27 protein-coding genes are annotated in these 25786 nt (G+C 44.6%); 17 read left to right on the top strand and 10 right to left on the bottom strand.

The features are described 5' to 3' along the window. Window positions 1-27: 27 nt before the first annotated feature. Window positions 28-945 carry a helix-turn-helix transcriptional regulator gene (locus tag MH144_RS04955; protein ID WP_239297993.1) on the bottom strand — a complete coding sequence of 306 codons (918 nt, stop codon included), beginning with the start codon at window positions 943-945 and terminating at the stop codon, window positions 28-30. A 167-nt stretch (window positions 946-1112) separates the two neighbouring features. Between MH144_RS04955 and MH144_RS04950 the strand changes: the two genes are divergently transcribed. The 4 genes from MH144_RS04950 to MH144_RS04935 all read left to right on the top strand — a co-directional run bounded on the left by MH144_RS04950 (window position 1113) and on the right by MH144_RS04935 (window position 3988). Further along, a complete protein-coding gene (locus MH144_RS04950) occupies window positions 1113-1589 on the top strand; it encodes a DUF2975 domain-containing protein (RefSeq protein ID WP_239297991.1) in 477 nt (158 codons plus the stop codon). Window positions 1590-1598: 9 nt separating this feature from the next. Beyond that, window positions 1599-1832: a helix-turn-helix domain-containing protein gene (locus tag MH144_RS04945; RefSeq protein ID WP_239297989.1), complete on the top strand. Its 234-nt coding sequence runs from the start codon at window positions 1599-1601 to the stop codon at window positions 1830-1832. Between the two features lie 166 nt (window positions 1833-1998). Then, on the top strand, window positions 1999-2526 hold the full coding sequence (locus tag MH144_RS04940) for a sigma-70 family RNA polymerase sigma factor (protein ID WP_239297987.1): 528 nt from the start codon (window positions 1999-2001) through the stop codon (window positions 2524-2526). Continuing rightward, complete coding sequence (locus MH144_RS04935; RefSeq protein ID WP_239297985.1) at window positions 2513-3988, top strand: DUF4179 domain-containing protein; 1476 nt, start codon at window positions 2513-2515, stop codon at window positions 3986-3988. The genes MH144_RS04940 and MH144_RS04935 overlap by 14 nt, the downstream gene beginning before the upstream one ends. A 479-nt stretch (window positions 3989-4467) precedes the next feature. Here the strand turns inward: MH144_RS04935 and MH144_RS04930 are convergent, their stop codons facing one another. Both MH144_RS04930 and MH144_RS04925 read right to left on the bottom strand, forming a co-directional pair. Beyond that, entirely contained in the window at window positions 4468-5517 is a 1050-nt protein-coding gene (locus tag MH144_RS04930; protein WP_239297983.1) for a Gfo/Idh/MocA family protein, read from the bottom strand. Between the two features lie 172 nt (window positions 5518-5689). Then, the gene (locus MH144_RS04925; protein ID WP_239297981.1) at window positions 5690-8050 is read right to left on the bottom strand and encodes a beta-galactosidase; all 2361 of its coding nucleotides are present in this window, start codon (window positions 8048-8050) and stop codon (window positions 5690-5692) included. A gap of 120 nt (window positions 8051-8170) precedes the next feature. Between MH144_RS04925 and MH144_RS04920 the strand changes: the two genes are divergently transcribed. Then, complete coding sequence (locus MH144_RS04920; protein WP_239297980.1) at window positions 8171-9031, top strand: helix-turn-helix domain-containing protein; 861 nt, start codon at window positions 8171-8173, stop codon at window positions 9029-9031. A gap of 43 nt (window positions 9032-9074) precedes the next feature. Further along, a complete protein-coding gene (locus tag MH144_RS04915) occupies window positions 9075-9698 on the top strand; it encodes a hypothetical protein (protein ID WP_239297978.1) in 624 nt (207 codons plus the stop codon). A gap of 143 nt (window positions 9699-9841) precedes the next feature. Here the strand turns inward: MH144_RS04915 and MH144_RS04910 are convergent, their stop codons facing one another. Then, window positions 9842-9910, bottom strand: a complete 69-nt coding sequence (locus MH144_RS04910) for a hypothetical protein (RefSeq protein ID WP_239299260.1) — start codon at window positions 9908-9910, stop codon at window positions 9842-9844. A gap of 190 nt (window positions 9911-10100) precedes the next feature. Here MH144_RS04910 and MH144_RS04905 point away from each other — a divergent pair, with 190 nt between their 5' ends. The 4 genes from MH144_RS04905 (at window position 10101) to MH144_RS04890 (ending at window position 12629) form a co-directional block, all read left to right on the top strand. Continuing rightward, window positions 10101-10490: a ribonuclease domain-containing protein gene (locus MH144_RS04905; RefSeq protein ID WP_275440010.1), complete on the top strand. Its 390-nt coding sequence runs from the start codon at window positions 10101-10103 to the stop codon at window positions 10488-10490. Window positions 10491-10506: 16 nt separating this feature from the next. Next, window positions 10507-10782, top strand: a complete 276-nt coding sequence (locus tag MH144_RS04900; protein WP_239297974.1) for a barstar family protein — start codon at window positions 10507-10509, stop codon at window positions 10780-10782. Window positions 10783-11114: 332 nt separating this feature from the next. Then, window positions 11115-11387, top strand: coding sequence for a hypothetical protein (locus tag MH144_RS04895; protein WP_239297972.1), 273 nt, complete (start codon window positions 11115-11117; stop codon window positions 11385-11387). A gap of 228 nt (window positions 11388-11615) precedes the next feature. Continuing rightward, window positions 11616-12629 (top strand): ABC transporter substrate-binding protein, encoded by a 1014-nt coding sequence (locus MH144_RS04890; RefSeq protein ID WP_239297970.1) that lies wholly within the window; start codon window positions 11616-11618, stop codon window positions 12627-12629. Between the two features lie 65 nt (window positions 12630-12694). Here the strand turns inward: MH144_RS04890 and MH144_RS04885 are convergent, their stop codons facing one another. Continuing rightward, entirely contained in the window at window positions 12695-13456 is a 762-nt protein-coding gene (locus MH144_RS04885; protein ID WP_239297968.1) for an MBL fold metallo-hydrolase, read from the bottom strand. Window positions 13457-13670: 214 nt separating this feature from the next. Between MH144_RS04885 and MH144_RS04880 the strand changes: the two genes are divergently transcribed. After that, window positions 13671-14087 (top strand): Lrp/AsnC family transcriptional regulator, encoded by a 417-nt coding sequence (locus MH144_RS04880; protein ID WP_239297966.1) that lies wholly within the window; start codon window positions 13671-13673, stop codon window positions 14085-14087. Window positions 14088-14220: 133 nt separating this feature from the next. Here the strand turns inward: MH144_RS04880 and MH144_RS04875 are convergent, their stop codons facing one another. Both MH144_RS04875 and MH144_RS04870 read right to left on the bottom strand, forming a co-directional pair. Then, a complete protein-coding gene (locus MH144_RS04875) occupies window positions 14221-14673 on the bottom strand; it encodes a hypothetical protein (protein WP_239297964.1) in 453 nt (150 codons plus the stop codon). A 47-nt stretch (window positions 14674-14720) separates the two neighbouring features. Continuing rightward, on the bottom strand, window positions 14721-15167 hold the full coding sequence (locus MH144_RS04870) for a hypothetical protein (protein ID WP_239297962.1): 447 nt from the start codon (window positions 15165-15167) through the stop codon (window positions 14721-14723). A 248-nt stretch (window positions 15168-15415) separates the two neighbouring features. Between MH144_RS04870 and MH144_RS04865 the strand changes: the two genes are divergently transcribed. The 4 genes from MH144_RS04865 to MH144_RS04850 all read left to right on the top strand — a co-directional run bounded on the left by MH144_RS04865 (window position 15416) and on the right by MH144_RS04850 (window position 18933). Continuing rightward, entirely contained in the window at window positions 15416-15757 is a 342-nt protein-coding gene (locus MH144_RS04865; RefSeq protein WP_481857340.1) for an iron chaperone, read from the top strand. 150 nt (window positions 15758-15907) lie between these two features. Next, window positions 15908-17017: a threonine aldolase family protein gene (locus MH144_RS04860; protein WP_239299259.1), complete on the top strand. Its 1110-nt coding sequence runs from the start codon at window positions 15908-15910 to the stop codon at window positions 17015-17017. Window positions 17018-17177: 160 nt separating this feature from the next. Beyond that, window positions 17178-18431, top strand: coding sequence for an MFS transporter (locus tag MH144_RS04855; protein ID WP_239297958.1), 1254 nt, complete (start codon window positions 17178-17180; stop codon window positions 18429-18431). A 148-nt stretch (window positions 18432-18579) separates the two neighbouring features. Further along, the gene (locus tag MH144_RS04850; protein WP_239297956.1) at window positions 18580-18933 is read left to right on the top strand and encodes an MmcQ/YjbR family DNA-binding protein; all 354 of its coding nucleotides are present in this window, start codon (window positions 18580-18582) and stop codon (window positions 18931-18933) included. Window positions 18934-19050: 117 nt separating this feature from the next. Here MH144_RS04850 and MH144_RS04845 read toward each other — a convergent pair whose 3' ends face one another. From MH144_RS04845 to MH144_RS04835, 3 genes are all read right to left on the bottom strand, one after another. Further along, window positions 19051-19881 carry a carbohydrate ABC transporter permease gene (locus MH144_RS04845; RefSeq protein WP_095287216.1) on the bottom strand — a complete coding sequence of 277 codons (831 nt, stop codon included), beginning with the start codon at window positions 19879-19881 and terminating at the stop codon, window positions 19051-19053. A gap of 1 nt (window position 19882) precedes the next feature. Next, window positions 19883-20755: a carbohydrate ABC transporter permease gene (locus MH144_RS04840; RefSeq protein WP_095287215.1), complete on the bottom strand. Its 873-nt coding sequence runs from the start codon at window positions 20753-20755 to the stop codon at window positions 19883-19885. 69 nt (window positions 20756-20824) lie between these two features. Beyond that, the gene (locus MH144_RS04835) at window positions 20825-22138 is read right to left on the bottom strand and encodes an ABC transporter substrate-binding protein (protein ID WP_239297954.1); all 1314 of its coding nucleotides are present in this window, start codon (window positions 22136-22138) and stop codon (window positions 20825-20827) included. A gap of 209 nt (window positions 22139-22347) precedes the next feature. Here MH144_RS04835 and MH144_RS04830 point away from each other — a divergent pair, with 209 nt between their 5' ends. Together MH144_RS04830 and MH144_RS04825 are read left to right on the top strand one after the other, a co-directional pair. Beyond that, window positions 22348-24111 carry a cache domain-containing sensor histidine kinase gene (locus MH144_RS04830; RefSeq protein WP_239297952.1) on the top strand — a complete coding sequence of 588 codons (1764 nt, stop codon included), beginning with the start codon at window positions 22348-22350 and terminating at the stop codon, window positions 24109-24111. Window positions 24112-24129: 18 nt separating this feature from the next. Then, the gene (locus MH144_RS04825; RefSeq protein ID WP_239297950.1) at window positions 24130-25641 is read left to right on the top strand and encodes a response regulator; all 1512 of its coding nucleotides are present in this window, start codon (window positions 24130-24132) and stop codon (window positions 25639-25641) included. Window positions 25642-25786 lie beyond the last annotated feature (145 nt).

The raw sequence follows: 25786 nt of genomic DNA, 5'->3' as shown, positions 1-25786 counted from the left end.
TAAAAAAAGAAGTATGACAACAGCGTGTCATACTTCTTCGTATAGCAGAATGGCTTGTTGAAGCTGTTCTTTCAGAATCCCGCGAAGTTCTCGCGGCTTAATCACTTCGACTCCACTGCCCAAACTCAGCAGAAATGATCGAAGCCACCTTGCCTGTAGGGGTTGGTATACGGAAATTTGCATGGTCATGCTTCCGTCTTCGTTAAATTGCTTCTCTGCCTGATGAAAATGGTCAAGCGCTTCTGCTAATGCTTCAGGCGCAACCCGAAAGACAACGTCACTTATCTGATTTTGCCATTCCTCGTTTTGCAAAGAACGCTCTTTTGGCACCTCACGATGCGGTAGGAATGAGTCTTGGGTCAGTGAGAGATTCATCATTCGAGATAGACGAAATTCCCGGTAATCCTGACGTACTCGACAGAATCCATATACGTACCAATTTCGATATTTAAAATAAAGCATCACCGGTTCCAACTCACGGGCTGTGCGTTCATTCCGGTTGTTAATGTAATCGAAGCGGACAACGACATGCTTCGTTATCCCAGACCGCAGCTCGCGAAGCGCATGGTGATCTGTCCGATGAGTTTCCAAGTCCACCGCCAGGGTCGGGGGTTGCAGCTCAGAGCCAACCGTTTGCAGGCGTTCAATCGTGCCTTGTGCACGCTCATCTGCAAATACAGTGGAGAGACTGCGCAGAACCGTTATTAGAGAGTGAACATCGTACGATCCGAGCAGGCTCTTGTCCATTTTATATCCGTCCATCATGCCATACCCGCCGTTCATTCCCTGATAGGAAACCACCGGAAAGCCTGCGGCACAAATCACGTCGATATCCCGATATATGGTTCTTGGGGATACCTGAAACTCTTCGGCCAGCATGGAAGCAGAGACAACTTCGTTGTTCAGCAGCTTATAGATCATAGAGATTAATCGTTCCAATTTCATGAGTAAGGACCGCCTTGTCCACCGTTTTTATTCTTCATAGTTGGTCGTTATTATATCACAACTAATTGCTTAACAATAATAAAACAATAAAAATCAATAATTATTTATTGTAAAACGATAAACAATGTGATAAATTCAAATCACTTAAAACAAGTGAGGTGCTTTTTGTGAAACGAGGTTCAACGATCTTTCTAAAAATGGCTGTTCTGCTTATTGGGCTTCCCATTCTAGCTCTGTGTATCTTCGGCATACCTTGGTTAGCGAATCATCCGGTGAATCCGAATTATGCCGGTTCGCTATATCCTATTGTGATCATTATGTATATCTCGGTCATACCGTTTATCATTGCGCTGTTCCAATCATTCCGTCTCCTGAGCTACATCGATAAGAACGAAGCCTTTTCTTCATTCTCAGTCAGATCTTTAAAAATCATAAAATATTGTGCTATTGTAATTAGTAGCCTATATCTGGTGATGCTGCCGTTCGTTTTTCTGGTAGCAGATAAAGATGATGCTCCAGGGCTTATTATTATCGGAATGGTTCCCATCTTTGCTTCACTGGTCATTGCAGTGTTTTCCGCTGTTCTCCAAAGACTGTTACAGGAAGCCATTGATATTAAATCCGAAAATGACCTAGTGGTTTGAGGTGAAGACATGGCTATTATAATCAATATTGATGTGATGCTGGCTAAGCGGAAAATGACAGTTACCGAACTTGCGGAGAGAGTTGAGATCACGATCGCCAATATTTCCATATTGAAGAACGGGAAGGCGAAAGCGATACGTTTGTCTACTTTGGAGGCAATCTGCAAGGCGCTGGATTGTCAGCCCGGAGATCTATTGGAATATAGAGCGGATGAAGACGAAGACGACATTGAGCAGTCTTGATATACTATGTAGACACAGAAGGCAGTCGAACGATTATGTTCGGCTGTTTTTGATTTGGAATTAAAAATTTAAACATTATTCGAAAATAAAAGTAACCTTTTGTGAACCAGATGAAGCCTTTGACGATCTAATGATTAGATAGTATTGAGGAGGAGGGGAATTCTTCGTGGATTTAGCCGAGAAAGCAGAACTTGCACGAAAAGGGGATAAGCAAGCATTTGTATCATTAATACGGACGATTCAGCAGAGCCTCTATGTTATAGCAAGATCAATTGTAAGGAACAGCGAAGATAGTGCAGATGCGATACAAGAGACCATTACCAAAGCATTTACGAGTATACATACATTAAAAGAACCCGCTTATTTTAAAACATGGATTATTCGGATACTAATCAATGAGTGCAATCAAATGAATAGAAAAAAGAAGCGAGTATCTCTGCTCCCTTACGACTTGAGAAAGACTTCATACAAGGATGAGTATGAACAGGTTGAGCTATTCGAGGTGATTGATGAACTGGATGAACAGCTTCAAACCATCGTCACGCTCTTTTATATCGAGGATATGGCGGTTAAGGACATTTCGAAGGTACTCGAAATTTCTGAAGGTACTGTAAAGTCACGTCTGTTCAGGGCTAGAAAACTACTTTCTGAGCTCATGCTAGGGGAAGGGGAAGATAAATATGAGTTATCATGATCCGCTTGATCACGAAATTAGACAGTTTCTTAAGCCGAAATCACAAGACGTCATCCTCCCCGATGCAGTCCAAATGGCTGTGGAGAATGCTCTTTCTTCATTACCTGAGCAAAGGTCGAAAAAGCACGCTCGCTTTAATCGTTGGAGATGGGTTGCTGCGTCGATAGCTCTCTTATTTGCTCTAGGGGCGGTCATGATATATACAGTCCCAACCTTTGCCGGAATGATCAGATCTTTATTTACCAAAGATAACCCCGATATCGGACTCCTGCGAGCACAAGAGCTGGGATTGGTGCATAACCCACATATTAAAGTAAAGGACAAGGGTTATACGCTTGTCATTGAGGAAGTTGTAGCGGATCCTACACGAGTTACGCTTGCGCTCCAACTTTTTGATAAAAAAGGAGAGCATGATCGGCATAAGCTGAGTCTTGGAGAACCGAACACCATTACTATTAAAGATGCTCATGGAAACACCGTAGGCAGTATGTACGATATGGGTTATACAAATGATTTTTATTATATGGTGGAGTTCTTTAGTGAACCGCTCCAAACGGACAAGATTACGATTGAGGGGAATATTAATAATCTTGGAAACGGCAATCAACATACATTAGAAGGAAACTGGAATTTTAGCTTTGACTTGGATATGAAAGAGGCGAACAGTAAGACCCGAACAGAGGAACTTTCTGGAACTTACACAACACCACATGGATTGACTGTCAATTTAAAAAGGATCACACGAATGGTTCAGGGCGTACGATTCGAACTGGAGACTGAGCTTGACGATGCAGCAATGGCTCGATCCCCCGGTGATTTGTGGGAAAAACAAACATTGAGCTTTCACTTTGAGAATCTCAAAAACGAAGAAATACACTCAGTAAATCCATGGAAATCTGGTTACATGGACAGCCTGATGACATCTGACTATAGCGTAATTGAAAAAGGAAAAATGAGATGGAGCTATACGTTTAAGTATCTCCCTGAAAATGAACCTTACCGTTTTGTAATGGATGGATACTCTATTGCAGAAGTGGATGGTAGCAAGTTTTCCTTTAAACCTGCGGAGTTAACAGAGCCTAAGTCTTTTAATGTTTTAAAGGATAGATTGGACGTCATTGGGACTTCGTTGGAGAAATCACAAAGTGGTGGCGAAGCTGATGAATTAGCTGTTTTATTCTACGGAGAGATGGATAATGAAATTCGTAATGATGCTTGGAAAGCATATGATTCGGCAGGTAAACAATATAATGTTAGCAAAAGAGGATCATCGAGACTTGAGAACAGCCTGCCTGATCACTGGAGAGAGGGATTTATAAGCATGGGAGACCGTAAAACGAATAGTCCTTTCGAATACCGTATTGAGGGGTTAGATCAAATTCCAGAAGAGCTTAGCCTAGTGAGAGAAGTGGTAGATAAACGATATAAAGATCCTAATTGGTCCGAAATACTAAATGAGTAACCAAAAAAGAACTTATTCCTGTTAGGGAGTAAGTTCTTTTTTTGCCGTGGAAACTGTCTTTACTTGGATCATATATTGCTAACGAGCTTTTTGCAGTATCTCCAAATGAAATAGCGATCTCATCTTTTTTAAGTTTTTCCGGGTTTAAACTTATTTACTTCTTCTCTCTGTTCCTATCTGTCAATGAACTAGTGGCTATCAAAACAGCAATAAAAACGACGATTAATATGGTATTAGACGGTACTGTTTTAACGATGTAATCTTGAACCAATAGAATAATGATGGATATGGCTAAGACAGATCTCATGACTCGAGCTGATAAACGCCACGGATCTTTGGAATGTTGGGATATAAGATACATGACATACCACACTCCAAGAAAAAAGAATATAGAGCCTGTAATGACGATTGCAAACATGTAAGAAACACCTTTCAAAGAGCGATTTCGTTAAACGATTCGTTCAGATAAACATTTAAAATCAGATGCTTACCGATTCCTGAGTTGCGATTGCTTTCTCTATGGCTAGAGACAAGCGCACATCCTTAAGAGCTTCTGTCAGGGGATAAAAAGAAATATTCTCTCTCACAAAGGTAGACATGCGCGTCAAAATTTCAACCATGGCCAGCTCTTCATCGGAAAACGGGGCAGAAGGGAAGGGGCTTCGGTACAGGCACTCTTGTCCTGCGCGTAGCTCACGGAGAGAGAGCGGTCCCAAACTTCCTTCCATGCCGCTTTGAATTCGATGGATGGAGTATGTATCATACGCATCGGTACCTAAGCTGATTGTAACTTCGTTATCCCGGATCTCCCCATGGGACCCGCGAATCAGAACCCGGTTTTGACGAAGAGGCGAAAAGTATTGAGAACGGGTGAAGTCCAGCACAGCACTCTTGCCGTTATGGAAAGACAACATGGCGATCTCTTGAACTTCATTCTCGATTCGATCCTGGACTTGTCGACCTCGGTAAGGTACTTCCAGAATCGGAAGCTCGAAGCGACGGCCGACAATTTCGCAGCTGATATCCGTGAGCGACAGCCAGTTACGTATCAGACTGATCCCATGATAACCGTGTGCTATGGATGCTTGAACATGATGAACCTGACCCAGTTTCCCTGACTGGATCAGGGACATTCGAGCGAGCTGATGCGGCTGCAGGGGATACTGTTCTGCAATCTGGATCTGACCGTTTTTCTCGGCAAAAGAGGACATTGTCCTCAAGCTTTCTTCATCAAAAGCCGGCGGTGTTTCAACCAAGAGAGGAACCTGTAATGAAACAAGTTCTTCAAGGACGGCAGGAACGGATGTTTTGGACACCGCAACCAAAAGAAAATCACAATGACGGGCCATCTCATAGGATGACTCGTAAAGGGTGACGCCCCAACGTTTGGCAGCCTCCGCATATTTGACCGAATCACGCACGACTATTCCGCTAATTTTGAACACATGGGGGAGCTGCTTCGCAATCCGCAGATATGCTTCTGCTCTCCAGCCGAATCCTATAATCCCAAAGCGAATTGGTTTACTCAAAAGAATCTCCTCACTTCTCATGCTTCTTCTGGAAAAATATGTATGTGTATTGCCTATATTTTCTACTCAAGGATACCACGAAGCTAAGCATTTTCAACGAAAGAATTGGAAAAACACATGACAAAAAGCCCTGAATTGTTCGATCTGAACACATTCAGGACTTTAGATTATCTTAACTGGAGAATGGGACGGATAATTGTTCAATCGCAGCAGTTTTAACCCGATACAACGCGACTTGATATTGCGGAATGGCTTCAATGCGGCGGAATTCGGCGATCTCAACTCCCTCAAAGCGCTCAATTTGTGCCTGATTGACAAAAGTATGGACCGTTCCTCTGCGCTGCGGCGTTATGGATAAGTGCAATTCAGAGAATTCAAGCTGAGTGTAGAATTCTTTTAAGCCTATGGACCAGGTCTTGCCGTAAGAAATATGATCTGTCATGAGCCGGCCATTCAGGAACGCTTCGGCCACATCACCTTCATAATCCACCTCAAGCCATACATCATGAACATGAGCCGGCCATTCTCCGGCAAATTGCAGCAAGGCCGATTTCTCCGCTGGTTTCTTCATCAACACCTCTGGTGTATATTCAGGCAGGTCTATTGTATAGGTAGTAAAAAGAGTGGAACCCCCGTTCTGACAATGAACAGTGCTGCAACTTTGGGTTTGCAAATCTTGCTCTGGCTTCGGATACAGCGAAACAGCAATACGGGAAGATCCTGTCGATGTGCAGATAAGCTGATGATTACTGACTGTTACGGGGCAATCGCTGATAACCAGCGTTGGTTGTCCCCATAGTTCAAAGGTATATGCTTTTTGCGCTTCTTCTCTGGAAAGCAGCACAAAACTTACGGAATCACCACCTGTGGTTAGGAAGTTAACTGAATGATTTTTGTCCACGTTTGGTCGAATCACATAATATGACCCTTGGTCCGATATCTCACTTCCACTACACTGCACATCCTTTAGATTCGTTTTGGAAACGACGTATTCCGGTGTCATTCCTTCATGTGCATAGAAGAATACCGTTTTTTCTCGATTTGTATCAATCATGGTGAGCAGTGGAGCCGTTGCGCTAAGTAGGGAAATGCCATGAAGTTCCAGATTAAACGGCAGCATCAATCCAATTCCTTCAGGAAGCTCAAGTTCACCTTCAGCAGGGAAGGCAACGCTGCCTTTGGATGTTTCCAATTCGATTCGTATTTTACGGCGGAGCATGTCGACCTGGTCCTGAAAATTATTCAGGAAAACAAAGCCTGAGCCGTCTTGATGTCTAACACACCAGCGTAATGTCTCTGTATCTGTTGGATCGATGGTAGACTGACCTTCAGGCAGAACCGTTTTCATCGGAGCAAGGACCGATCCGAAAGACTCAAGAAACAAAGAGATGGCGCGGATGCGATCATAGGATGCACCGACTCTGCCGAATTCACCCAATGGAGACTGGTAGTCATACGTAATTTTCGGCAGGAACTGCTCATTGAGATAACTTTTCTTGCCGACGGGGTTGGAGCCGCCATGATACATGTAATAACCGAGCAGATTGCTGCCGCTGGCCAGTTTGACAAGGGTCATGGCCTCGATGCTATTTTCCGGAACGAACGGTCTCACATTATAACTAACCTGCATACCACCAGCCATTTCGCAATACGCAACGGGATATTCGGGCGTGTCGAAATGAACAGGCTCTGCCGGAGTAATATGAAGATCCCGATACACAAATTCCTTGCTTGGAGGCTGGTCTGGCAGCCATGACGTATAGGCGTATCCTGCAAGCATGGGCAAAAATCCTTCCTCGGGAACGGCAGCTCCGCCCCAAGCGGTAACCGTGAAGAACAGGGGATGTATGCCTGCATCCTCGGCAATACGGCGCAGCTCGGCCAGATGAGCTGTACCTCCGGTTCCGGAGGACAGAAACTTACCGGTTTTGTAACCCCAAGCATCATTCGGTGCTCCGGCGTGCATGAATTCATTTTCCAATTGCACGGCAATAACGGGTCCTCCGTCTTGATACAGGCTGCCTTTCATTTGACTAGCGATTTCCCGATACAGTCTGCGTGTCAGCTTCAGATATTCGGGATCATTGGAGCGGATCTCAATAGGCTTGGAAACTACCCAATCCGGAATTCCTCCATTACGAACTTCGCCGTGGCAGAATGGACCGATACGAAGGATGAGGGGGAGATCCAGTTTGGCACAGAGATCGATGAAATGGCGCAGATTCCGATTCCCACCCCATTCAAAAATCCCTTCTTCTTCCTCATGGAAATTCCAAAATACATATGTGGCGACGATGTGAATTCCACCGGCCTTCATTTTCAGCAGTTCTTCTTCCCAGTACAAGTATGAAAACCTGGAGAAGTGGAATTCACCTACGATCGGAATGAAGGGCTCGCCATTACGAGTCATATAATAATTGGTGAATCCAAAGGCTTCTCCTTTGGGATTGGTTCCACCATGCATGCCCAATTTACCCGGATGGATTTTCTTACGGTCCGCATCTATTAATGATAATTTCGAAACGTGGCTCATTGCTGTGACGACCTCCTTGTGATATGTTCTTTACGATGAATTCTACTGTGTTCAAAAATAAAAGAAATATCGATACAGCTATATTTTATATGGAATAGATCATAGCGAGGTAGTGTGATAATGGCTGAAAAACATGCGGATTATGCTATAGTTGGACACAGGCCCTTTGGAATATTGATCGCAGGTCATTATAAGGAGTTGAACGGATATGAGATTCATCGACCAACAGGGAGCATCGACTGGTTATTAATGTATACGCTTTCCGGTGAAGGAGAAATACAGCATGGCAAGAATTCGATAACCTGCACAGCGGGGGATGTGGCAATTCTTATGCCAGGGCTTCCGCACCATTATAGAACCAAGCACGAACATTGGGAATTTATATGGGTACACTTCATACCCGATCCCCATTGGAGTACATGGTTGAAGCTTCCCGAAACGTCAGCTCGTTTCATCTACCAGCGGATTGTTTCGGAAGAGGTACGGCATGATATGCAGAATGCACTTCGAAGATTGGTGCGTCACGGATTTTCGGAAGGCCGTTCGGAACAATATCGCCGATTATCCGAGCTGGCCCTGGAAGAGACGTTGATTCACATTCAACACACCTATCCACCGGATGTTCCGGCGACGATGGATCCCCGAATTGCGGAGATCTTGCGCTATCTGCAGATGCATCCTGCGCAGAAGATAAGCATACCGGAACTTGCGAACCGATGCTGTTTATCCACCTCACGCCTCTCCCATTTATTTAAGGAGCAGGTAGGAGATACGATTCTTAATACAGTTCACAAGTTCAGGTTGGAGAAGGCAGCACAGCTTCTCGCTGGGACAAACCGGCAAATCGCAGAGATCGCTACGGATGTTGGATTTGACTGTGGCATACATTTTACAAGAAAATTCCGTGAAGCCTTTGGCGAGACACCATCGGCATTTCGGAAACAAAAAAATAAGCCAAATGAAACGATTTATAATGTGTAGAACGTAAAATACGCTTATAGCATCAGAGGAGGATAAGTGCAGCATGAACCTTTTTCACATTCAATCCATCATACACGGAACGGATCGAACTGCAGCATTCCTGGAAGATAACTTTATCGGGATCGATTGGCCAGCTACAGGGGATTTGGAACAACTATCGGCTGAAGAATGGAAAGAACAAATCGGGCAGCATTATGCAATACCTGACTCGGAACTGAGCGGAGTAATAGGTACCCTACAGATGTTTGTAAACATCATGCAGGATGGAGACCATGTCTTAATTCATGACGATGAGTGGGTATATGTTGGGGATGTGGGCGACTATTTTTACGATGATTCCGTTAGCATTGAGGAAGATTCGATATGTCATCGGCGAGGAATAACGTGGTTGGGAAGAATTCCACTGACAGAGATAAACGATAAAGTACGTACTCTGATCTCGAATGCTTCGATCATTTCAACATTCGAGTATCCACGATCACAGGCTCAATTGGATCCGTGGATTTCAAGAACTCCCGAAACAGAAACGGCAGTTCAACATTCGGTTGGCGTAGATGACGGAACAGTACAGGAAGCTCTCGACATACTAAAGAATGCATTACAGAGTGAGAACGAGGAACTTCGTATTCGTGCGGCGACGGCCATTTTACAATATGCCAAAAAATAAAAAGAACATGAACAGATAAGTATTAACGAAAATTGAATTAGCAGACGCACGCACTGTCAATGATCATTACCCTTTATGTCTATATACAAAGAAGCACCCAAAGCACTCATGAAAAGAGTGAGCTTTGCGTACTTTCGTACATATTATGAAGTTTTTTTGGATTGCATGCAGGCTGATTTGATCGTATGTTCGATCAGCGTAGCGATGGTCACGGGACCTACTCCACCCGGGACGGGTGTAATGGCAGATGACTGAAATATACTTCAATCCTTTAACTTTTAGCTATACTTGGAACTGTGTCCAGATTGGTATATACTTTTTTGAGTTAAGAAGATTAAAAGGAGATTATAAGCAGTGAATATTAAAAAATGGTTAGGTGCTGTACTCATTATTCTTGCGACGATGCTGTTCGCAGGCTGTTCGCTTGAATCGCTATCTGTAGATGATTCGACCCAGACTCATGCTGTCTTGAACCAATTTGACGAAGTTGCCAATTATCTTACCGAGCATCAGGAACTTCCAGATAATTATATTACCAAGAAGGAGGCCAGAGCTTTAGGCTGGGAACCAAGTGAGGGAAATCTGCAAGATGTGGCCCCAGGCAAAAGTATCGGCGGTGATATTTTTCAGAATCGGGAAGGCTTGTTACCTAAGAAAAAGGCAAGAACGTGGTACGAGGCAGATATCAATTATTCCGGTGGAACCCGGGGGAGTGACCGAATCCTCTATTCCAGTGATGGCTTAATATACAAGACAACCGATCATTATCGTACGTTTGAACAAATCAAATGACCAAAGGTAGGATGGTATGAAGACAGTAATCATTGATGGAAATGATATTCATGGAAAAGAAGAGCTGCATGATATTCTTCAGGCGAAGCTGGGGTTAGATGACTCTTACGGGCGGAATCTCGATGCGTTATGGGATGTCATTACTGGCTTCATTTCAATTCCGCTAACCATTCAATGGCTTAACTTTGAGGCCAGCAGGGCTGTGCTTGGAGAATACGCTGATCAGTTAGTGGAATTAATGCGTGATGCAGAAGAAGAGCTGGATCAGTTTCAATTGGATCTGAAAATGTAAAAATCGAACGGGCAGTCCACTGAGGACTGCTTTTTTTATTGTGCAACATGTTCCGTGAGATTGCCGTTAATGAGTTAAGGAATCCATAGGAGGTGAGGGTCATCCCAAGGAAGTTATTGTACTTCATTTATGTTCTGTCACTGGTTAGTTTGACAACATCTTGTGCAAGCAAGTTTACAAACACAGAGGCTGTAACTAGCTTAAGCGAACTATATCTTGCAGCATTGGAAGAGGTCATATTGACGGATTCAGCTCTTAATAGATCAATGGAGTATATATCAATAGACGATGTTCAGACTCCTGCATTAAGTGATTCGGATGGACAACATGTAATGGAATTCTTACGAACGAAATATAAGGTGGATGTTTATAACCTAACTTATGAACAATTGCTTAAGGAAAGTTTATATGAAGATAATCCAAGCAATCTTCGAGGGATTTTACTGCGGATTGAAAAGGTCGAGCTGGCAAACGAGAAGAATGAGGCCACACTTGTGGTAAGTAAATATCGTTCGAATGAGGGTTCCACCTCTGTAAAATTAACGCTGCAATATAGGGATAACAACTGGATGGTAGTTGATCATATTTCCTTGAAAGAGAGCTAATACAGGAGAAGGTTACGAGCGAATATAAAGTTGTCGGAAACTAAAAATCATGTCTTTAAAGTCGCCCTTGGCGGCTTTTTTGATCATGGAATGGAAGTCTGACTACGGGGTGAAACATCTAATATAACTACATTTTACAAAGAGAACTAGAATTAGCTTGTCAAATAGACTGCATCATGATAAAGTGATAACGATTATCAATATCAATTAAAAAAAGGTGGGTTTACATTGTTGAGACTATCTAATTCGGTCTTGCTTATACTGGCACTAACCGTGCTGCTGGTACTAAGTGCATGCGGTCAAACCGCAACGACGAGTACAGCGACGGATGCAAGTGCAAACACGACAGAGCAGACAACTGACTCAGCATCAGCAGCTGAAGCAGCAACAACTGACGAAGGGGAGACCGTTACATACCAATCGGATGCAGGAGAAATTGAGGTACCGAAAACACCGCAGCGTGTCATTGATTTGACGGCGTTTACGACAGGATACTTTGTAGCACTGGATGTTCCCGTGGTAGGAGCTCTCTCTGGAGCAATGGGCAATAAGTATATTAAGGATCAATTAATAAGTGAAGGAACAACCGATCTGGGTGAGCAGCCTACAGCGGAACAGCTGGTAAGCCTCAAACCGGATCTGATCATCGCTTATAAGGGCACAGAGGGCCTTGATCAATTGTCTCAAATTGCCCCTGTGGTGCAGATCCAGTATGGCAAACTCAACTATAAAGATCTGATGGTTGAATTAGGCAAGCTGACGAATAGGGAAGATGCAGCGAAAGCATGGGTTACAAACTGGGAAGCTCAGATTAACGAATGGAAACCCAAAGTAGAAGCTGCAGTAGGTGATCGTACTGTCTCCATTCTGAATCCATATGCGAAGGGACTATACGTATTCGGCCATAACTATGGTCGTGGTGGTGAAATCCTTTATGGCGAATTTGGCTTGAAGGCCCCAACCAAGGCTCAGGCAGAAGCGATTGACAGTGGAACAGGCTTTGCATCGATCTCCATGGAAGTGCTGCCGGAATATGCAGGTGACATCATCTTTACCAGCCCGTGGTCGGGAGATACGAGTGATGCCGAAGTCGTATACAGCAATACATTGTGGGAGAATCTGCCTGCTGTTAAGGCAGGACATGTCTTCCAGCTGGATAACACTTCGGACACATATAACGATCCGATCACTTTGGAAGGACAACTGAAATTTCTTACGGACAGCTTGCTTTCTGTGAAGTAAGCTGTAGAAGAACACTCCTGACCGTCACGAAGTGACGGAGGAGTGTTCAATTTTTTATAGCTGAATTATAATACGTAGGATTCCCCATCCTCAGGAACAGCAACGTTATTGGTGATCCCTTTATCCTTCAAAAAGCTTCTTAAATCTTCTCTGGAAAGACCCCAATGGTTAACTGCTTCCATGTGGACTACAATGATTTTCGCGTCTGGTGCAGCTTGATATACTTTATAGATATCGTCTATGCCCATAACCAAGGAACCACCCTCCAGAAACTGATTATCTCCTCCATTAACAACAAGAACTTCAGGTTTGTGAGTGTGGATCACTTCTTGAACAGATTCGACCCAAACGGTGTCCCCAGCTACATATAAAGTCTGCTCACTAGTGTGTTTAAAGACTACACCACATACTTCGCCAGCAAGCTTCAAGACTTCTCCTCTCCCATGCTCCCCTTTTGTTTTAATGAGTTGAATTCCCTGAAATACTGAATCTTCATGAAGAATCTCTACGTTGTTAAAGCCAGCATTTTTAACTTCAGTCGCATCAGCTTCGTTCTGTACAAACATTTTGATGTCTTTGGGCAGCGCTTCTTTTGCGGCATCATCAAAATGGTCCAAATGAAGATGAGTAACGATAACCGCGTCGATGCCACGGATTATATTTTCAACAGATGTCGGAAGATCGACCAATGGATTCTTCTGATCCTGCCTCGCAGAATTAGGGAATGGAGGATACACGCCCTTGTCAGCCAGGAATGGATCAATTAAAAAGTGTTGTTCTGCATACTCAACGATAATTGTAGCATTTCGGATTTGAGTTATTTTCATTGTAATTCTCCTTTGATCATGAATATATAAATAGCTTACAACCTCCGGATGTCTGCGTACATGCATAGAATCAAGTCTTTCTTCTCATTTACTTGAATTATGAAAGTATTTCTTTTCATGATGGGTTTGTATGTAGAATTGAGTAAGCTTTACTTATCTCATGAATTGGGTTTTCATTGGTGATGATACTAAAATTAAAGGGGTAGGATAACGAGTGCTCGATCACATAGATCAATTAATTATTCAAGAGCTGTCAGAGAACAGTCGCATTACGATGAAAAAGTTGGGGGAGAAGGTTCATCTCACTGGCCAAGCAGCTGCTTCGAGAGTGTTGAAGCTGGAGGAAAACGGAATTATTGAAAAATACACCGTCCAAGTAAATCAAGTCAAATTAAACTGTTTAATCCATGCGTTTATCACGATCAAACTGACGAATCCACATCATCAGTCGTTCCTGTCTTTTGTTAAAACTGAAAATGATTTTGTACTAAATAACTATAAAGTGAGCGGAAACGGATGTTACATTCTGGAGGCCAGATTTCCATCGAATGAAGTTTTGGATCAATTCCTTGTTCGTTTGAACGAACATGCGAACTATAGTCTTTCCATTGTCATTAACAAGCAAAATTGAATACGAAACAAGAATAAGGATGCCTGATCCCTCCAGCTCTGACCATCGGAGAGCACTGGATTTGGATCGAGCATCCTTATAAGTAGTCTATACGTACGAGACATGATAGCGTTTTTTTGTCCGAATCATCAACTTAGTCATCGGAATACACAGTTGCGTTAAAACTTTCCGGCCCGAGCCGGACATTGCTTACGCCGGTATCCGGACCATAGGAGAATGTCGCATAGACAGAGTAGACGAGCTGGCCATTTCCTGGTGGAGTTACGTTATAATCGGAGCCCGTAAAACTGAGCACACACGGGCTGAAGAAAGGGTTGCCGAGGACAGTCCTTTCTGCACGGTATACAAGCTGCTGTGAGACTCCCAGACCACGATATACCTCGATGGCAAGAGAACCGTTGTTAAATAATTGATTGGCCGTTACCGTTACGATACCTGAGAAAAGTGTGCGGATGATTGGACCCGGATTACTTACTTGCAGCCCAACTTGGGCGAACAATAATGGAACGCCGTTTGTGAAACTGGGAGTGAGAACGCCCTGACCTTTAGAGCCTTGAGACGTTCTTGCATCTAATGTCTTAACCATTTGAAGTCCTCCTTTCTTCGAAGCTAAGGAGCAATCGAAATGTGGAGTTAATCGTCGCTGTAAGCGACCGCATTGAAGCACTCCGGTCCAAGGCGAGTGGCTTGTTCTGATGCGGATACAGGGACAAACGTTGCAAAGCAGGAGTAGATGAGCTGTCCATTGGCAGGTGCAGGCACATTGTAATCCGAACCTTCAAAGCTCGCCAGAATCGTACTGTCGTTAGGAAATACAGGCTGGGAAACCACATAGATCGGTTGGCCCGTATATGTTGCCCCTCTGAATATTTCAAAACGAATGGAAGAAGGCAAGGAAGACAAATTGGATACCGAAATCCGATAGGTCCCATTGAATTGCGTTCGAATAATCGGCCCCGGATTGAAAATATTAAGACCAACAATCCCCAGCAGTGTAGGTGTATTTGCGCCAAGCGGAACGTTGAGAGGGGTAATACCTGCTGACCCCAGCGATGTACGGGCGTCAAGTGTACGAACCATAGCAACTCCTCCAATCTATCATTTTGCCATATGATATGTTGCTCACTTGAAGGAGTTGTCCGCTTAGCGGCAAGAACTTTAAGCTGTTCCAGAGTGATACAGCATGAATCAAACGAATTTATGTTTGGAGACTTGTAACGAACGTGTATACTTGATGAAAAGAGTAAGTCAACCAATAAACAAACGAACTTAACTAATTTCATATAGGAGGAATTTACTTGAACGAATTTGAAGATTTTTTGACACGGATGGACAACCCGGACCAGCGTGCTCGAGCCGAAGAAGTACTGAATTGGGTGGCTACGAAATTTCCTAACCTAAAGGCGAAGATTGCTTGGAATCAGCCAATGTTTACGGATCATGAGACCTTCATTATCGGATTCAGTGTTGCCAAACAGCATATGGCGATTGCTCCCGAGAAGGCAGGCATTCTTCAGTTTTCAGATGAGATTGTGGAGGCTGGCTATGATCATACGAAAGAATTGATTCGAATCAAATGGAGTCAACCGGTGGATTTTGCTCTGCTGGAGAGAATTATTGCATTTAATATTACAGACAAGGCAGACTGCTCAACTTTTTGGCGGAAGTAAAAGCAAAGCATGATATAACGGCGTTTCGCGAATGGCAATGGTTTAGTAAAGTTTAAATAGAGAGGTGTGAGCCAGATGGGGAAACATACGGGTAATCAAACGAAAGGTGATTTCGAAGAGACATCTGCTGAAGATACTGTAGGATATGGCTTGAGCGATACACCGGATTCATTAATGGAAGCGTTCAGAGAGGCTGAGTATATCGTTGGCGGTCATGGCAGTCGCAAAATCAGGGTTCTCCAGGAAGCATTTCAGCACATTGATGGTGAGATAGACAGCGATCATTACGGGAGCGGAGAAACCATTGAACACTTCCAACGACTGATGGCTGAAGTACTGGGCAAGGAGGCAGCCATCTTTTTCCCAAGTGGTACCATGTCGCAGCAGATTGCGCTGCGTATTTATTGTGATCAAAAGGGACTGAAGCGTGTAGCCTATCATCCCCTGTGTCACATTGAAATTCATGAAGAGAACACCCTGAAGGAACTTCATCAGATTGAAGCGGTTCTGTTTGGGGACAAGGACCGATTGATACGATTGGATGATGTCCAAGCCATCGAAGGCGACATTGCCTGTCTATTGCTTGAATTGCCACAGCGGGAAATTGGCGGCCAGCTGCCTGCATATGAAGAACTCGAAGCCATCTCGGCTTATTGCCGTGAACGCGGAATCAAGCTGCATTTGGATGGAGCGAGACTGTTTGAGATCACACCTTACTATCAGAAGTCGGCAGCAGAGATCTGCAGCTTGTTTGATAGTGTGTATGTATCATTTTACAAAGGCATTGGCGGTATAGCAGGAGCCATATTGGCTGGAGATACGGATATGATGAAAGAGTCCCGAGTTTGGAAACGCCGGTTTGGCGGGGATCTGATCGGTCTGTATCCTTATATTCTAAGTGCTCAATATTATTATGATCAACGTATCAATAAAATGGGAATCTATTATGAACAAGCGAAGCAGCTCGCTTCTTTGCTGAATCAATGTTATGGAATACGTACGCTGCCCGAAGTACCCGTGTCGAATATGTTTCATGTGCACGTCGAACGAACTCCGGCAGAGGCTGAACCCATTCTTACCAGAATGACGCGGCAGTTTGAAATAGGGTTAACTTCGTATCTAAAAGAAAATAGCGAGACCGGGCATTGTTCATTTGAACTTTCTCTGGGAGACCGATATGAAACCGTACCGGAAGAGAGGCTGCAATCTGCTCTCATGTGGCTGGATGAACAGCTGCGTTCGGATGGTCCGAAGTGCTGAATTGGACATCATGATGTAATTTGAGAAAATCATCCGAATTGGAAAAATCAGTCTTTAGTCGGAGGCGTGGGAAGTTGATGTCCGTATAATTATTGATGTGAAAGGAGACGTCATATCATTAAAGTATGGGCATCTTTATGACAAATGGAGGTTGAGGAGATTGAATAGGCACGTCCAAGGCACTAATGCAACAAGCCTGTTTCGCAATCGGTTTCTTCAGACAATCTTGTTATCCAGCGTTCTCCTACAGATCGGCATCTGGGTTCGGAATTTTGCAATTCTACTGTATGTGGCGGAGACAACGAATAATGATCCATACGCCATTTCACTCATCAGTGTGGCCGAGTTTGCCCCGATTTTTGTTTTTTCGTTCATCGGAGGTACCTTTGCTGATCGCTGGCGGCCGAAACGAACGATGATTTGGTGCGATGTATTATCTGCCGTATCGGTATTTGCAGTTCTCCTGACCATACATTACGGCTCATGGCACTCCGTTTACCTCGTTGCATTTATCTCGGCAATTCTGTCTCAGTTCTCTCAACCTTCAAGCATGCGATTGTTTAAGTACCATGTTGCAGAAGAACAGCTGCAGCAAGGCATGGCTCTATTCCAATCGCTGATGGCCATCTTTATGGTGCTTGGCCCGATGCTTGGCACGTTCGTATACAGCACGTTCGGCCTGGAAATATCCATCGCTGTTATGGGCCTCGTTTTCCTGCTGTCCGCACTCGTTCTTGTTCGTCTGCCCGAGGATCAGATGCAGACACAAACGGTTGCGGTTAAAGGGCAGTTCCGAAAAGAATTCGTGGAAGGGTTTCGTTACGTTTGGCAAAGTCAGGTGCTCCGGATGCTCGGGCTAGCGTTTATACTTGCTGGTCTCTCCGTTGGTGTAGCCCAAGCGCTCAATCTGTTCATTGTTACAGAGCAGCTCGACAGGAGCAAGGAATTCCTGCAATATCTCCTGATGGTGAATGGTGCAGCCATGCTAATTGGTGGGGGAATAGTAGCTACGTTTGCGAAGAGGGTTCCACCACAAATTCTGCTAGCCATTGGAATGGTAGCGGGTGCAGTCTGTACAGCCATCGTGGGTTATTCGACAAGTGTCCCCGTCACGCTGACTGTTCAATTTCTGAATGGGCTGGTGTTTCCTTGCATTCATATTGGGATTAGCACCATGATTCTGAAATGGTCGGAGGCTTCCATTGTTGGCCGCGTGAATGGCGTTTTGAATCCGATGTTCGTAGGCATGATGGTCATTTCCATGTCCTTCGCAGGAGCGTTAAAAGATGCCTTTTCGCTGAGCACGATCTATAGCGGAGCAGGTTTTTTATTTCTCATTGGCGCATTGGCCATGATTCCAATCATGAACCACAAAGCACCGGATAAATTACCACAAGTTGCCCAAGAGGTGTAGTACAGCAATAACATCATATGTGCAATACATAGGAATCGGCATGAAGTGCCGGTTCCTTTTTGTCTTTCACGATGAAGTAAACTTGCATATAACCAACGGTTCATACAAAATGGGATGGAAGGATTTCTATAATGGAGGAAAAAAGATCATGACGTTGGAAGAATTAACGGAATACTGCTTGTCTTATCCCAGTTCATATGAAGATCATCCATTTGGAGAAGGATGGACGGCGATACGCCACCAAGGAAACCAAAAACTTTTTGCACTCATATTGCACAACTACAACGGACATGTCAGTGTGAATCTGAAGTGTGATCCGGAACGTTCGGATTTCCTGCGAAACGCATTCCCGGAGGTGATTCCCGGTTACCATATGAACAAGGAACACTGGAACACGGTGAATGTGGAAGGCAATCTGCCTGTGGAGGATGTGCAGGGAATGATTAAGCACAGTTACGATTTGACAAGGCCCAAGCGGGTAATAAAGAAGAGCGAGGCTTAGAGCAGGATATGATATCCCTATTAAGTTGAAGCCAAAAGTTAAAAGACAAAAACCCACCTAACAAGGTGGGTTTCTTTGGGTAGCATTTAAGAAAAGGAGCTCTGGTTGTAGAGCTGATTAGCCTTTGACTGCTCCAGCCGTGAGGCCGCTTACGATATATTTCTGACCGAATAAGTACAGGATGAATACAGGCAGCGAAGTCAGTACAAGATTGGCAAAAATCAAATTCCAGTCCCGGCTGTACTTGCCGTAAAAATTGTAGATTGAAAGCGGCATCGTCCACGTGGAGCTGTCTGTCAGGAAGTAAACCGGAATCGTAATGTCATTCCATACCGACATGAACACCATTATTGCCACTGTCGCGTTAACCGGCAGAATGAGCGGCGTGACGATCCGGAAGAATACGCCGAACACGCTTGCACCTTCCAGAAAAGCAACTTCGTCGAGCGCTCTCGGAATGGTTTTGATAAAACCGCTGTACAAGAACACACTGAACGCCGTATTAAGAGCGGCATAGATCAGGATAACGCTTGTTATGCTTCCGTAGAAGCCCAAACCTTGTACAACCCGAATCGTTGTAATGATCGACATTGGAGCAATTAGCCCCATGAAGAAATACATATAGATCGCTCCGGAGACTTTTGTTTCTCTGCGTGCAAGAATGAATGATGCAGCCGAAGATGCTACGATATTGATTACCGAGGATACGCCAGTAATCCAGATACTATTGAGAAAAGCCCTCGATAGGCCGCCTTCTTCGAAGACCCGCACGTAATTCGAGAATTGCCATGTATCAGGTAAACTTAGGGAGAAGCTGAGTACTTCGGCGCTTGTTTTAAATGAACCGAAGATCAGGATCACGAGCGGCAAGAGAACAATCAGGGAGGCCAGAATCAGGAATCCTTCCACAATGTAATTGCGGATGGCAAGTTTGCGAGTATAGCCCATGTTATTCGGTAACCTCCTTACGACGCATGAAAATCAACAGTGGAATGGCGATAATGGTGACAACAACGAACAGCAGTGTGTTGACTGCGGTACCGAGTCCCCAGTTGCCTTCACCGAAGGAGCGCAGAATAATGGTACCCACAACCTGAGAAGCGTTGCCCGGGCCGCCGCCGGTCATGACGTAGACTTCCGAAAATACTTTGAGTCCACCGATTAGGGTCAGCATCAAGTTAATATTAATGGCTGGCAGCAGAAGTGGCAGCGTGATTTTAAAGAAGCTTTTCCATGAGCTGGCCCCGTCAATGGTAGCAGCTTCGTAATATTCCTGGGAAATGGATTGCAGGCCGGCCAGATAGATGGCCATTTGAAATCCGGCGCTTTGCCAAATGGAGACGATGGCGATGGTCCAGATGACGATGGACGGATTGGTCAGCCAAGCCTGGCTTAATGAATGCAAGCCTACAGCTTCGAGCAAGTTGTTAATTGTGCCTTCGGTTCGCAGCATCGGTGTAAACAAAATACTGATGACGAGAATGCTAAGAATGGAAGGGGAGTAGAAGATGGCACGCAGTAGATTTTTGGTTCTTAATCTCATGTTCAGTCCTACGGCCAGCAATAGACCGATGACATTTTTGCCAACTACAGTGACAATCGCGAAGATCGCCGTGTTTTGCAATGCCAGAATCAGCGTTTTATCAGAGAAGATCTTCTTGAAATTGTCCCAACCGATGAACTGAAGTTCCAGTCGATCCAGCCGCCAATCCGTAAATGAATAGTAAAATCCTGCGATGGCAGGGATGACGAAAAAGATGGAGTAGATCAGCAATGCCGGATATATCATGTAGTACGAATACAGATTTTTAGCCCTTTTCATGTCTCACGCTCCGTTATAGCTCGGGCAGCATAGGAAACAAGATTCTATGCTGCCCGGTTTTTTATTCTCTTAGAAACCGGCCACACCTTTGTCTTGCATCAGTTGGCTGAACTTCTCGTCCCACGCCTTCAGTACTTCTTCCGGTGTCAGTCCGCCTGCAAATTGATCCTGCAGTAATCTGTACAGTTCACTGCGGTCAACAAGCATATAAGCATCAGTAGTTAGCACTGTTTTCTTAGGTGTAATGTAATTGTCTACGATATCCTGTTTGTAGGCAGGCAGCTCAGGCGTTGTTACGTCACTGAAATTGGATACATAACCTTTCGAATCAACGATCTGCTGAGCAACTTCCTTTGAAGCAATAAAGTCCAGGAACTGTTTGGCTTCTTCCAGATGTTTGGATTTCTTCGGAATGAACAGTTGTCCGCCGAGTGGACTCGCGCCCAGACTCGCATCCTGGGAAGACGGAATAGGGAATACGCCGAGTTCCATGCTAGGGTCCTGCTCGGCCACACCTTCGATCAACCAGTCACCCATAAACATCATGGCTACTTCCTTGTTCAGGAATTTACCCACGGCCATATCGTAGCTGTCACTAAGCACGTCTGTGTTGGTGTAGCCTTTGGTGTACACTTCGTACTGCTGCTCCAGGAAGGTTTTGAACTCCGGAATATCAGACCATTTTTTCTTATTGCTGTTCAGGTCATCAAAGAACGTAGGATCATTCTTGGCTGTAAAGTCGGCAAAAGCTGCTGCTGGCCAAATGTTGGCAGCCCAGGCGTCTTTGTATGGCATAAATACGGGCGTGATGCCGCTTGCTTTGATCTTTTCGCAGATAGCCAAAAACTCTTCGTAGTTTGTCGGAATCGACAAACCAAGGTCTGCAAAGATCTGTTTGTTGTAAACAACACCTTGCATGCCTGTATCCTGGCTGACATGGAAGCTGTAGAGATGACCTCCGGAAGAAAGGACGTCCTTGTTCACAATTCTGCTTGCCCAAGGCTCGTTATCCAGAATTTCAAAATTGCGTTCCAGGTTCAGATCCGTCACGGCGCTCGCCAGGTTGTATTGAATGATATCAGGCGTTTCATCGACAGCCAGCTTGGTTTGCAGTACGGTCGTGGTCTGTTCTGCTGGAATAAGCTGCAGATTCACACGTACATTCGTCTGTTTTTCAAACTCATCCAGAATGTCCTGCTGAATAAAGGCAGAGTCCTGCGAGCTCTTGGAGATGGCGAGTTCCAGTGTGACCTTGGAACCCTTGCTGTCTCCGCCAGCAGCTGTTCCGGAATCACTTCCTCCAGATCCGCAGGCGGTTAATGATATGGATAATAAACTGGCCAAAACAATAGCTGCTGCTTTTTTTCTTTTATGATTCTTCAATGCAAATCCCCCTCTAAAACGTTTAATGAATCCGTTTACAAATTCGATTATAAATTTTTATCTGTTCCCGGTACATGTCTGTGCTTGAACGTTCATGTGTAATATTCTGAACTTGAAATCGCTATCATTTCAATCGTTCACATGATACAGTAGGACATAAATGGTTGAGAGACGCATCATGATGGGGGAACAGGAGGACATTTAGAAGGATGATAAAGCTGATACATCGGGCAACTCAATTCAGTTTGCAAACGAAGGTATTCTTGACATTTCTGGCCCTGCTAATGTTCGTGCTGGGCTGTTTTATCGTTTATGTAAACATGATCGTTGTCCGCCCGCTCAAACAAAAAACGGAGCAGGATATGCTTGTGACAGCGACTAAGGTCAGAGAGCAGGTTGATCTCTATGTCGAGCAGCAGAACCAGTTGTCCCAGCGAATTTTGGCCAGCAAGGATATCTTCGCAACGATGGAGAAGAGTTCCACGGCTCATAGTAATTACGAGAGGCTGAATCAGATCCGGAAGCTGAAAGACATTATGTTTCAGGCCATCGGACCCAGCATGAATATGAAGGACATGACGATCTATGACAAGGAAGGGGTGCTGCTCACCTCGTACCTGGGGAGTGGAGATCTTCCCGCGATGCTCAGCAATATGGTAGCTACCAGCGGCGATGGACGAGAGTGGGAAGGGAACGGATTCATTCTGGTGCGTCAAGAGGATACGATCTCCTTCGTCCGCACGATCAATGATCAGAACGGGAAGGTGTACGGTTATCTGAGTATTCAAATGGATCAGGCGTATATCCAAAAACTCACGGAGGGAATTGCTGCAGGCGAAGTGTATATTCTAAACCAGCAAGGTAATCAAATGACCGGATCGGAATCGGGAACCACTTTGTTAGAATGGACCAAACCGTTATCCGACGAGGGATTGGACGTGGACAAACAGAACAACTACGTCACGCATTCGACGTCCCCCAGCACAGGATGGATTACCTATATCGTTACACCCAAACATTCGGTATTAGGCTCAATCCATTCGGTACAGAGCATGTCGATTCTACTGATTACAGCCTTGATGCTGGTTTCTTTTGTATACATCCTCTTGACTACACGCAATTTGCTGCTTCCGATCCGCAAGCTTCGCAGTCAGATCTGGCGTATCAATTACAGCAATATGAATCTGAAGGTCGACGAGAGACCGAAGAACAATGATTTGCTGCTGTTGAATGAAGCTTTTCAGGATTTGATGGAACGATTGCAGCAATCCATAGACCGGGAAAAGGCAGCATTACATGAAGAAGTCATGGCACGTAATTCGGCTTTGCAAGCTCAGATTGCTCCTCATTTTATACACAACGTCCTGTATCTCATCAGCATCGCAGCACAGGAGGGAAAGACCAAGGTTGTATCGGATATGTGCAAACATCTCTCGGACAGTCTACGCTATATTGTTTCTTCGCCTTACGCACATGTGACTTTGGCTGATGAGCTGGATCATACCAGACATTACTTATCACTTGTACAGCAGAAGTATGAAGAAGATTTGGAGTGGGAGATTCATGCCGACGCTTTAACGAGCGAAATTCGACTTCCGAGGCTGGTCATTCAACCTTTCGTAGAAAATTGCATTGAACATGCCTTTTCCAATACTGCACCGCCTTGGCGTATTCAAATTACGGTGAAACAATATAACGGACTATGGGCACTTGAGATTAAAGACAACGGAGAAGGTTTCCCACTTGATAAAATGCAGGAGATCCTCGCAAAGGTTCAGGAATCCGCTGCTGGAGAGAACCATCTTCTCAACCATCCAACGTCCCTTGGTAATATGGGGATGCTCAATAGCATCAATCGGCTTAAACTGATGTATAGTAATCGGCTGTTTTTCAACATTTTCAACAATCACGCACATGGCGAAAACGGAGCCACCATTCAAATCATTGGTTCGCTGACAAAGGACTTTTACTAGGCAAAGGGGAGACATGTGATGTATAACGTCATGATTGTAGATGATAGCAAGCCAATACTGCGTAATGTAAAAATGCTTTTGGATGCGCTTACCCTTCCCATTCATGTGGTGGCTACGGCAACGAATGGAGAGGATGCCCTGGCTGCAATTCAGCTTGAACCCATTGATCTGCTGCTAACCGATATTCGGATGCCGAAGATGGATGGGTTATCGTTGATTGAGCAAGCGAAGAAGGAGAACCCGGACTTGAAAGTGATTCTAATTAGTGGCTATAGCGACTTTGAATACACACGAAAAGCACTCAACCTGCAGGTGTTCGACTATTTGCTGAAACCGGTTGAGCAAGAGGCGTTAGAAGAGGTCATGAGACGGGTAATTGACCAGCTTGATCAACAGAAATCCAAAAATTCAAATGACTTGCAAGAGATTGTCGACCCTCAGTGTTATGCTGAAGTGCAAAAGGGGGAGGATTTTTCGCTGCTTTCTCAGATGATGATTATTTTGCGTAAGCAGCCATTTACACCAGGGAAGGAACAATGGACACAGCAGACGCTTCTTGATGCAGTGGAGATTCTTTTTGCTCCCCAGTCTTGTCGTGTGTTACGTAGTCAAACGCCGAATCAATTTATCGTTTTCGTAAACAAGGGAGCGCTTGCTGCTTATTCCTCCATGCATGAATGTCTGGAATCATTACGGCGTCATTTGGTTACGTATCACATGGATGCGATGATTGGAGGGCAACTGCTGTCCTCCGAGTCGGGACAACTGCCTGAAGTCTATCATCAAATAACGTCGATATTATCTGCACAGCAGCGGTTAAAACAAGGATTGGCACTCGACACTGGAAATCCAGTATCGACGGCGAGACTGGAATCAGGATGTGTGGATTCTGCATTGGAATCCGCATTTGTACAAATGATACAGGCTTATCAGAAAGAGCGGTTCATTCTGAAGTTGTCCGAGCTGCTGGACCGATGGGCGGAGGAGCATGTGCATGTGAGAGAGGTGGAACGTTTCATAGGGTTATTGGTGGATACGTTCGCTCATCTGTACGAAGAACAAGGATCGGGGATCAGGCTTGGTCTGGAGCACCGGGCCAAACAGCTCTTGGAAGCAACGACATATGCCGACTTCTGCCGGGAACTACAGGAATGGACAGGGCAGTGTTTTGATATGCTGCAGTCGCATGTCCGAAAAAGCAAGGAGCTTCTATTCGAGCAGATGGATGAGTACATCAAACTCAATAAATATTCCCACTTATCCATAAACGACATCGCTTTGAAGTTTCACGTCAGTCCATCTTATGTTAGCAGGGTGATCAAAAACGTAACGCAAGCCACTTTTGTTCAGTATTATACCCGGCTGAGAATTCAGGAAGCCTGCAGGCTGATGGAACAGCAACCTGATATGAAGTTTAAGGAATTATCGGACCTTCTATCCTTCAGTGATCAGCATTATTTCTCTAAGGTGTTCAAGGAGTATACCGGATACAGCCCTACGGAATATAAGGAACTGATGCCTGGTATTTAGAATAATTTGTAATTACCCTTACTGGGTAATAATTAGATAGAAAAGTGATCCCATTCAATTTGTGATTAGCTGGAACAATCAAATTGAATCCGTAACCTTTCAGTAAGAAACACCAAAAAACCTAGGTCCGAATGGATTCTAGGTT

The sequence above is a fragment of the Paenibacillus sp. ACRRY genome, from assembly GCF_022346995.1.
GTDB lineage: Bacteria > Bacillota > Bacilli > Paenibacillales > Paenibacillaceae > Paenibacillus.
The sequence above is the reverse complement of the archived record's forward strand: the minus strand, read 5'-3'. Positions and strand labels throughout refer to the sequence as shown.

Excerpts from the sequence above, each read along its gene's own strand:
- MH144_RS04955 (WP_239297993.1), bottom strand. The coding sequence starts at position 945 with ATGAAATTGGAACGATTAATCTCTATGATCTATAAGCTGCTGAACAAC.
- MH144_RS04945 (WP_239297989.1), top strand. The coding sequence starts at position 1,599 with ATGGCTATTATAATCAATATTGATGTGATGCTGGCTAAGCGGAAAATG.
- MH144_RS04935 (WP_239297985.1), top strand. The coding sequence starts at position 2,513 with ATGAGTTATCATGATCCGCTTGATCACGAAATTAGACAGTTTCTTAAG.
- MH144_RS04925 (WP_239297981.1), bottom strand. The coding sequence starts at position 8,050 with ATGAGCCACGTTTCGAAATTATCATTAATAGATGCGGACCGTAAGAAA.
- MH144_RS04920 (WP_239297980.1), top strand. The coding sequence starts at position 8,171 with ATGGCTGAAAAACATGCGGATTATGCTATAGTTGGACACAGGCCCTTT.
- MH144_RS04915 (WP_239297978.1), top strand. The coding sequence starts at position 9,075 with ATGAACCTTTTTCACATTCAATCCATCATACACGGAACGGATCGAACT.
- MH144_RS04905 (WP_275440010.1), top strand. The coding sequence starts at position 10,101 with ATGCTGTTCGCAGGCTGTTCGCTTGAATCGCTATCTGTAGATGATTCG.
- MH144_RS04900 (WP_239297974.1), top strand. The coding sequence starts at position 10,507 with ATGAAGACAGTAATCATTGATGGAAATGATATTCATGGAAAAGAAGAG.
- MH144_RS04895 (WP_239297972.1), top strand. The coding sequence starts at position 11,115 with ATGGAATTCTTACGAACGAAATATAAGGTGGATGTTTATAACCTAACT.
- MH144_RS04885 (WP_239297968.1), bottom strand. The coding sequence starts at position 13,456 with ATGAAAATAACTCAAATCCGAAATGCTACAATTATCGTTGAGTATGCA.
- MH144_RS04875 (WP_239297964.1), bottom strand. The coding sequence starts at position 14,673 with ATGGTTAAGACATTAGATGCAAGAACGTCTCAAGGCTCTAAAGGTCAG.
- MH144_RS04870 (WP_239297962.1), bottom strand. The coding sequence starts at position 15,167 with ATGGTTCGTACACTTGACGCCCGTACATCGCTGGGGTCAGCAGGTATT.
- MH144_RS04865 (WP_481857340.1), top strand. The coding sequence starts at position 15,416 with ATGGACAACCCGGACCAGCGTGCTCGAGCCGAAGAAGTACTGAATTGG.
- MH144_RS04850 (WP_239297956.1), top strand. The coding sequence starts at position 18,580 with ATGACGTTGGAAGAATTAACGGAATACTGCTTGTCTTATCCCAGTTCA.
- MH144_RS04845 (WP_095287216.1), bottom strand. The coding sequence starts at position 19,881 with ATGGGCTATACTCGCAAACTTGCCATCCGCAATTACATTGTGGAAGGA.
- MH144_RS04840 (WP_095287215.1), bottom strand. The coding sequence starts at position 20,755 with ATGAAAAGGGCTAAAAATCTGTATTCGTACTACATGATATATCCGGCA.
- MH144_RS04830 (WP_239297952.1), top strand. The coding sequence starts at position 22,348 with ATGATAAAGCTGATACATCGGGCAACTCAATTCAGTTTGCAAACGAAG.
- MH144_RS04825 (WP_239297950.1), top strand. The coding sequence starts at position 24,130 with ATGTATAACGTCATGATTGTAGATGATAGCAAGCCAATACTGCGTAAT.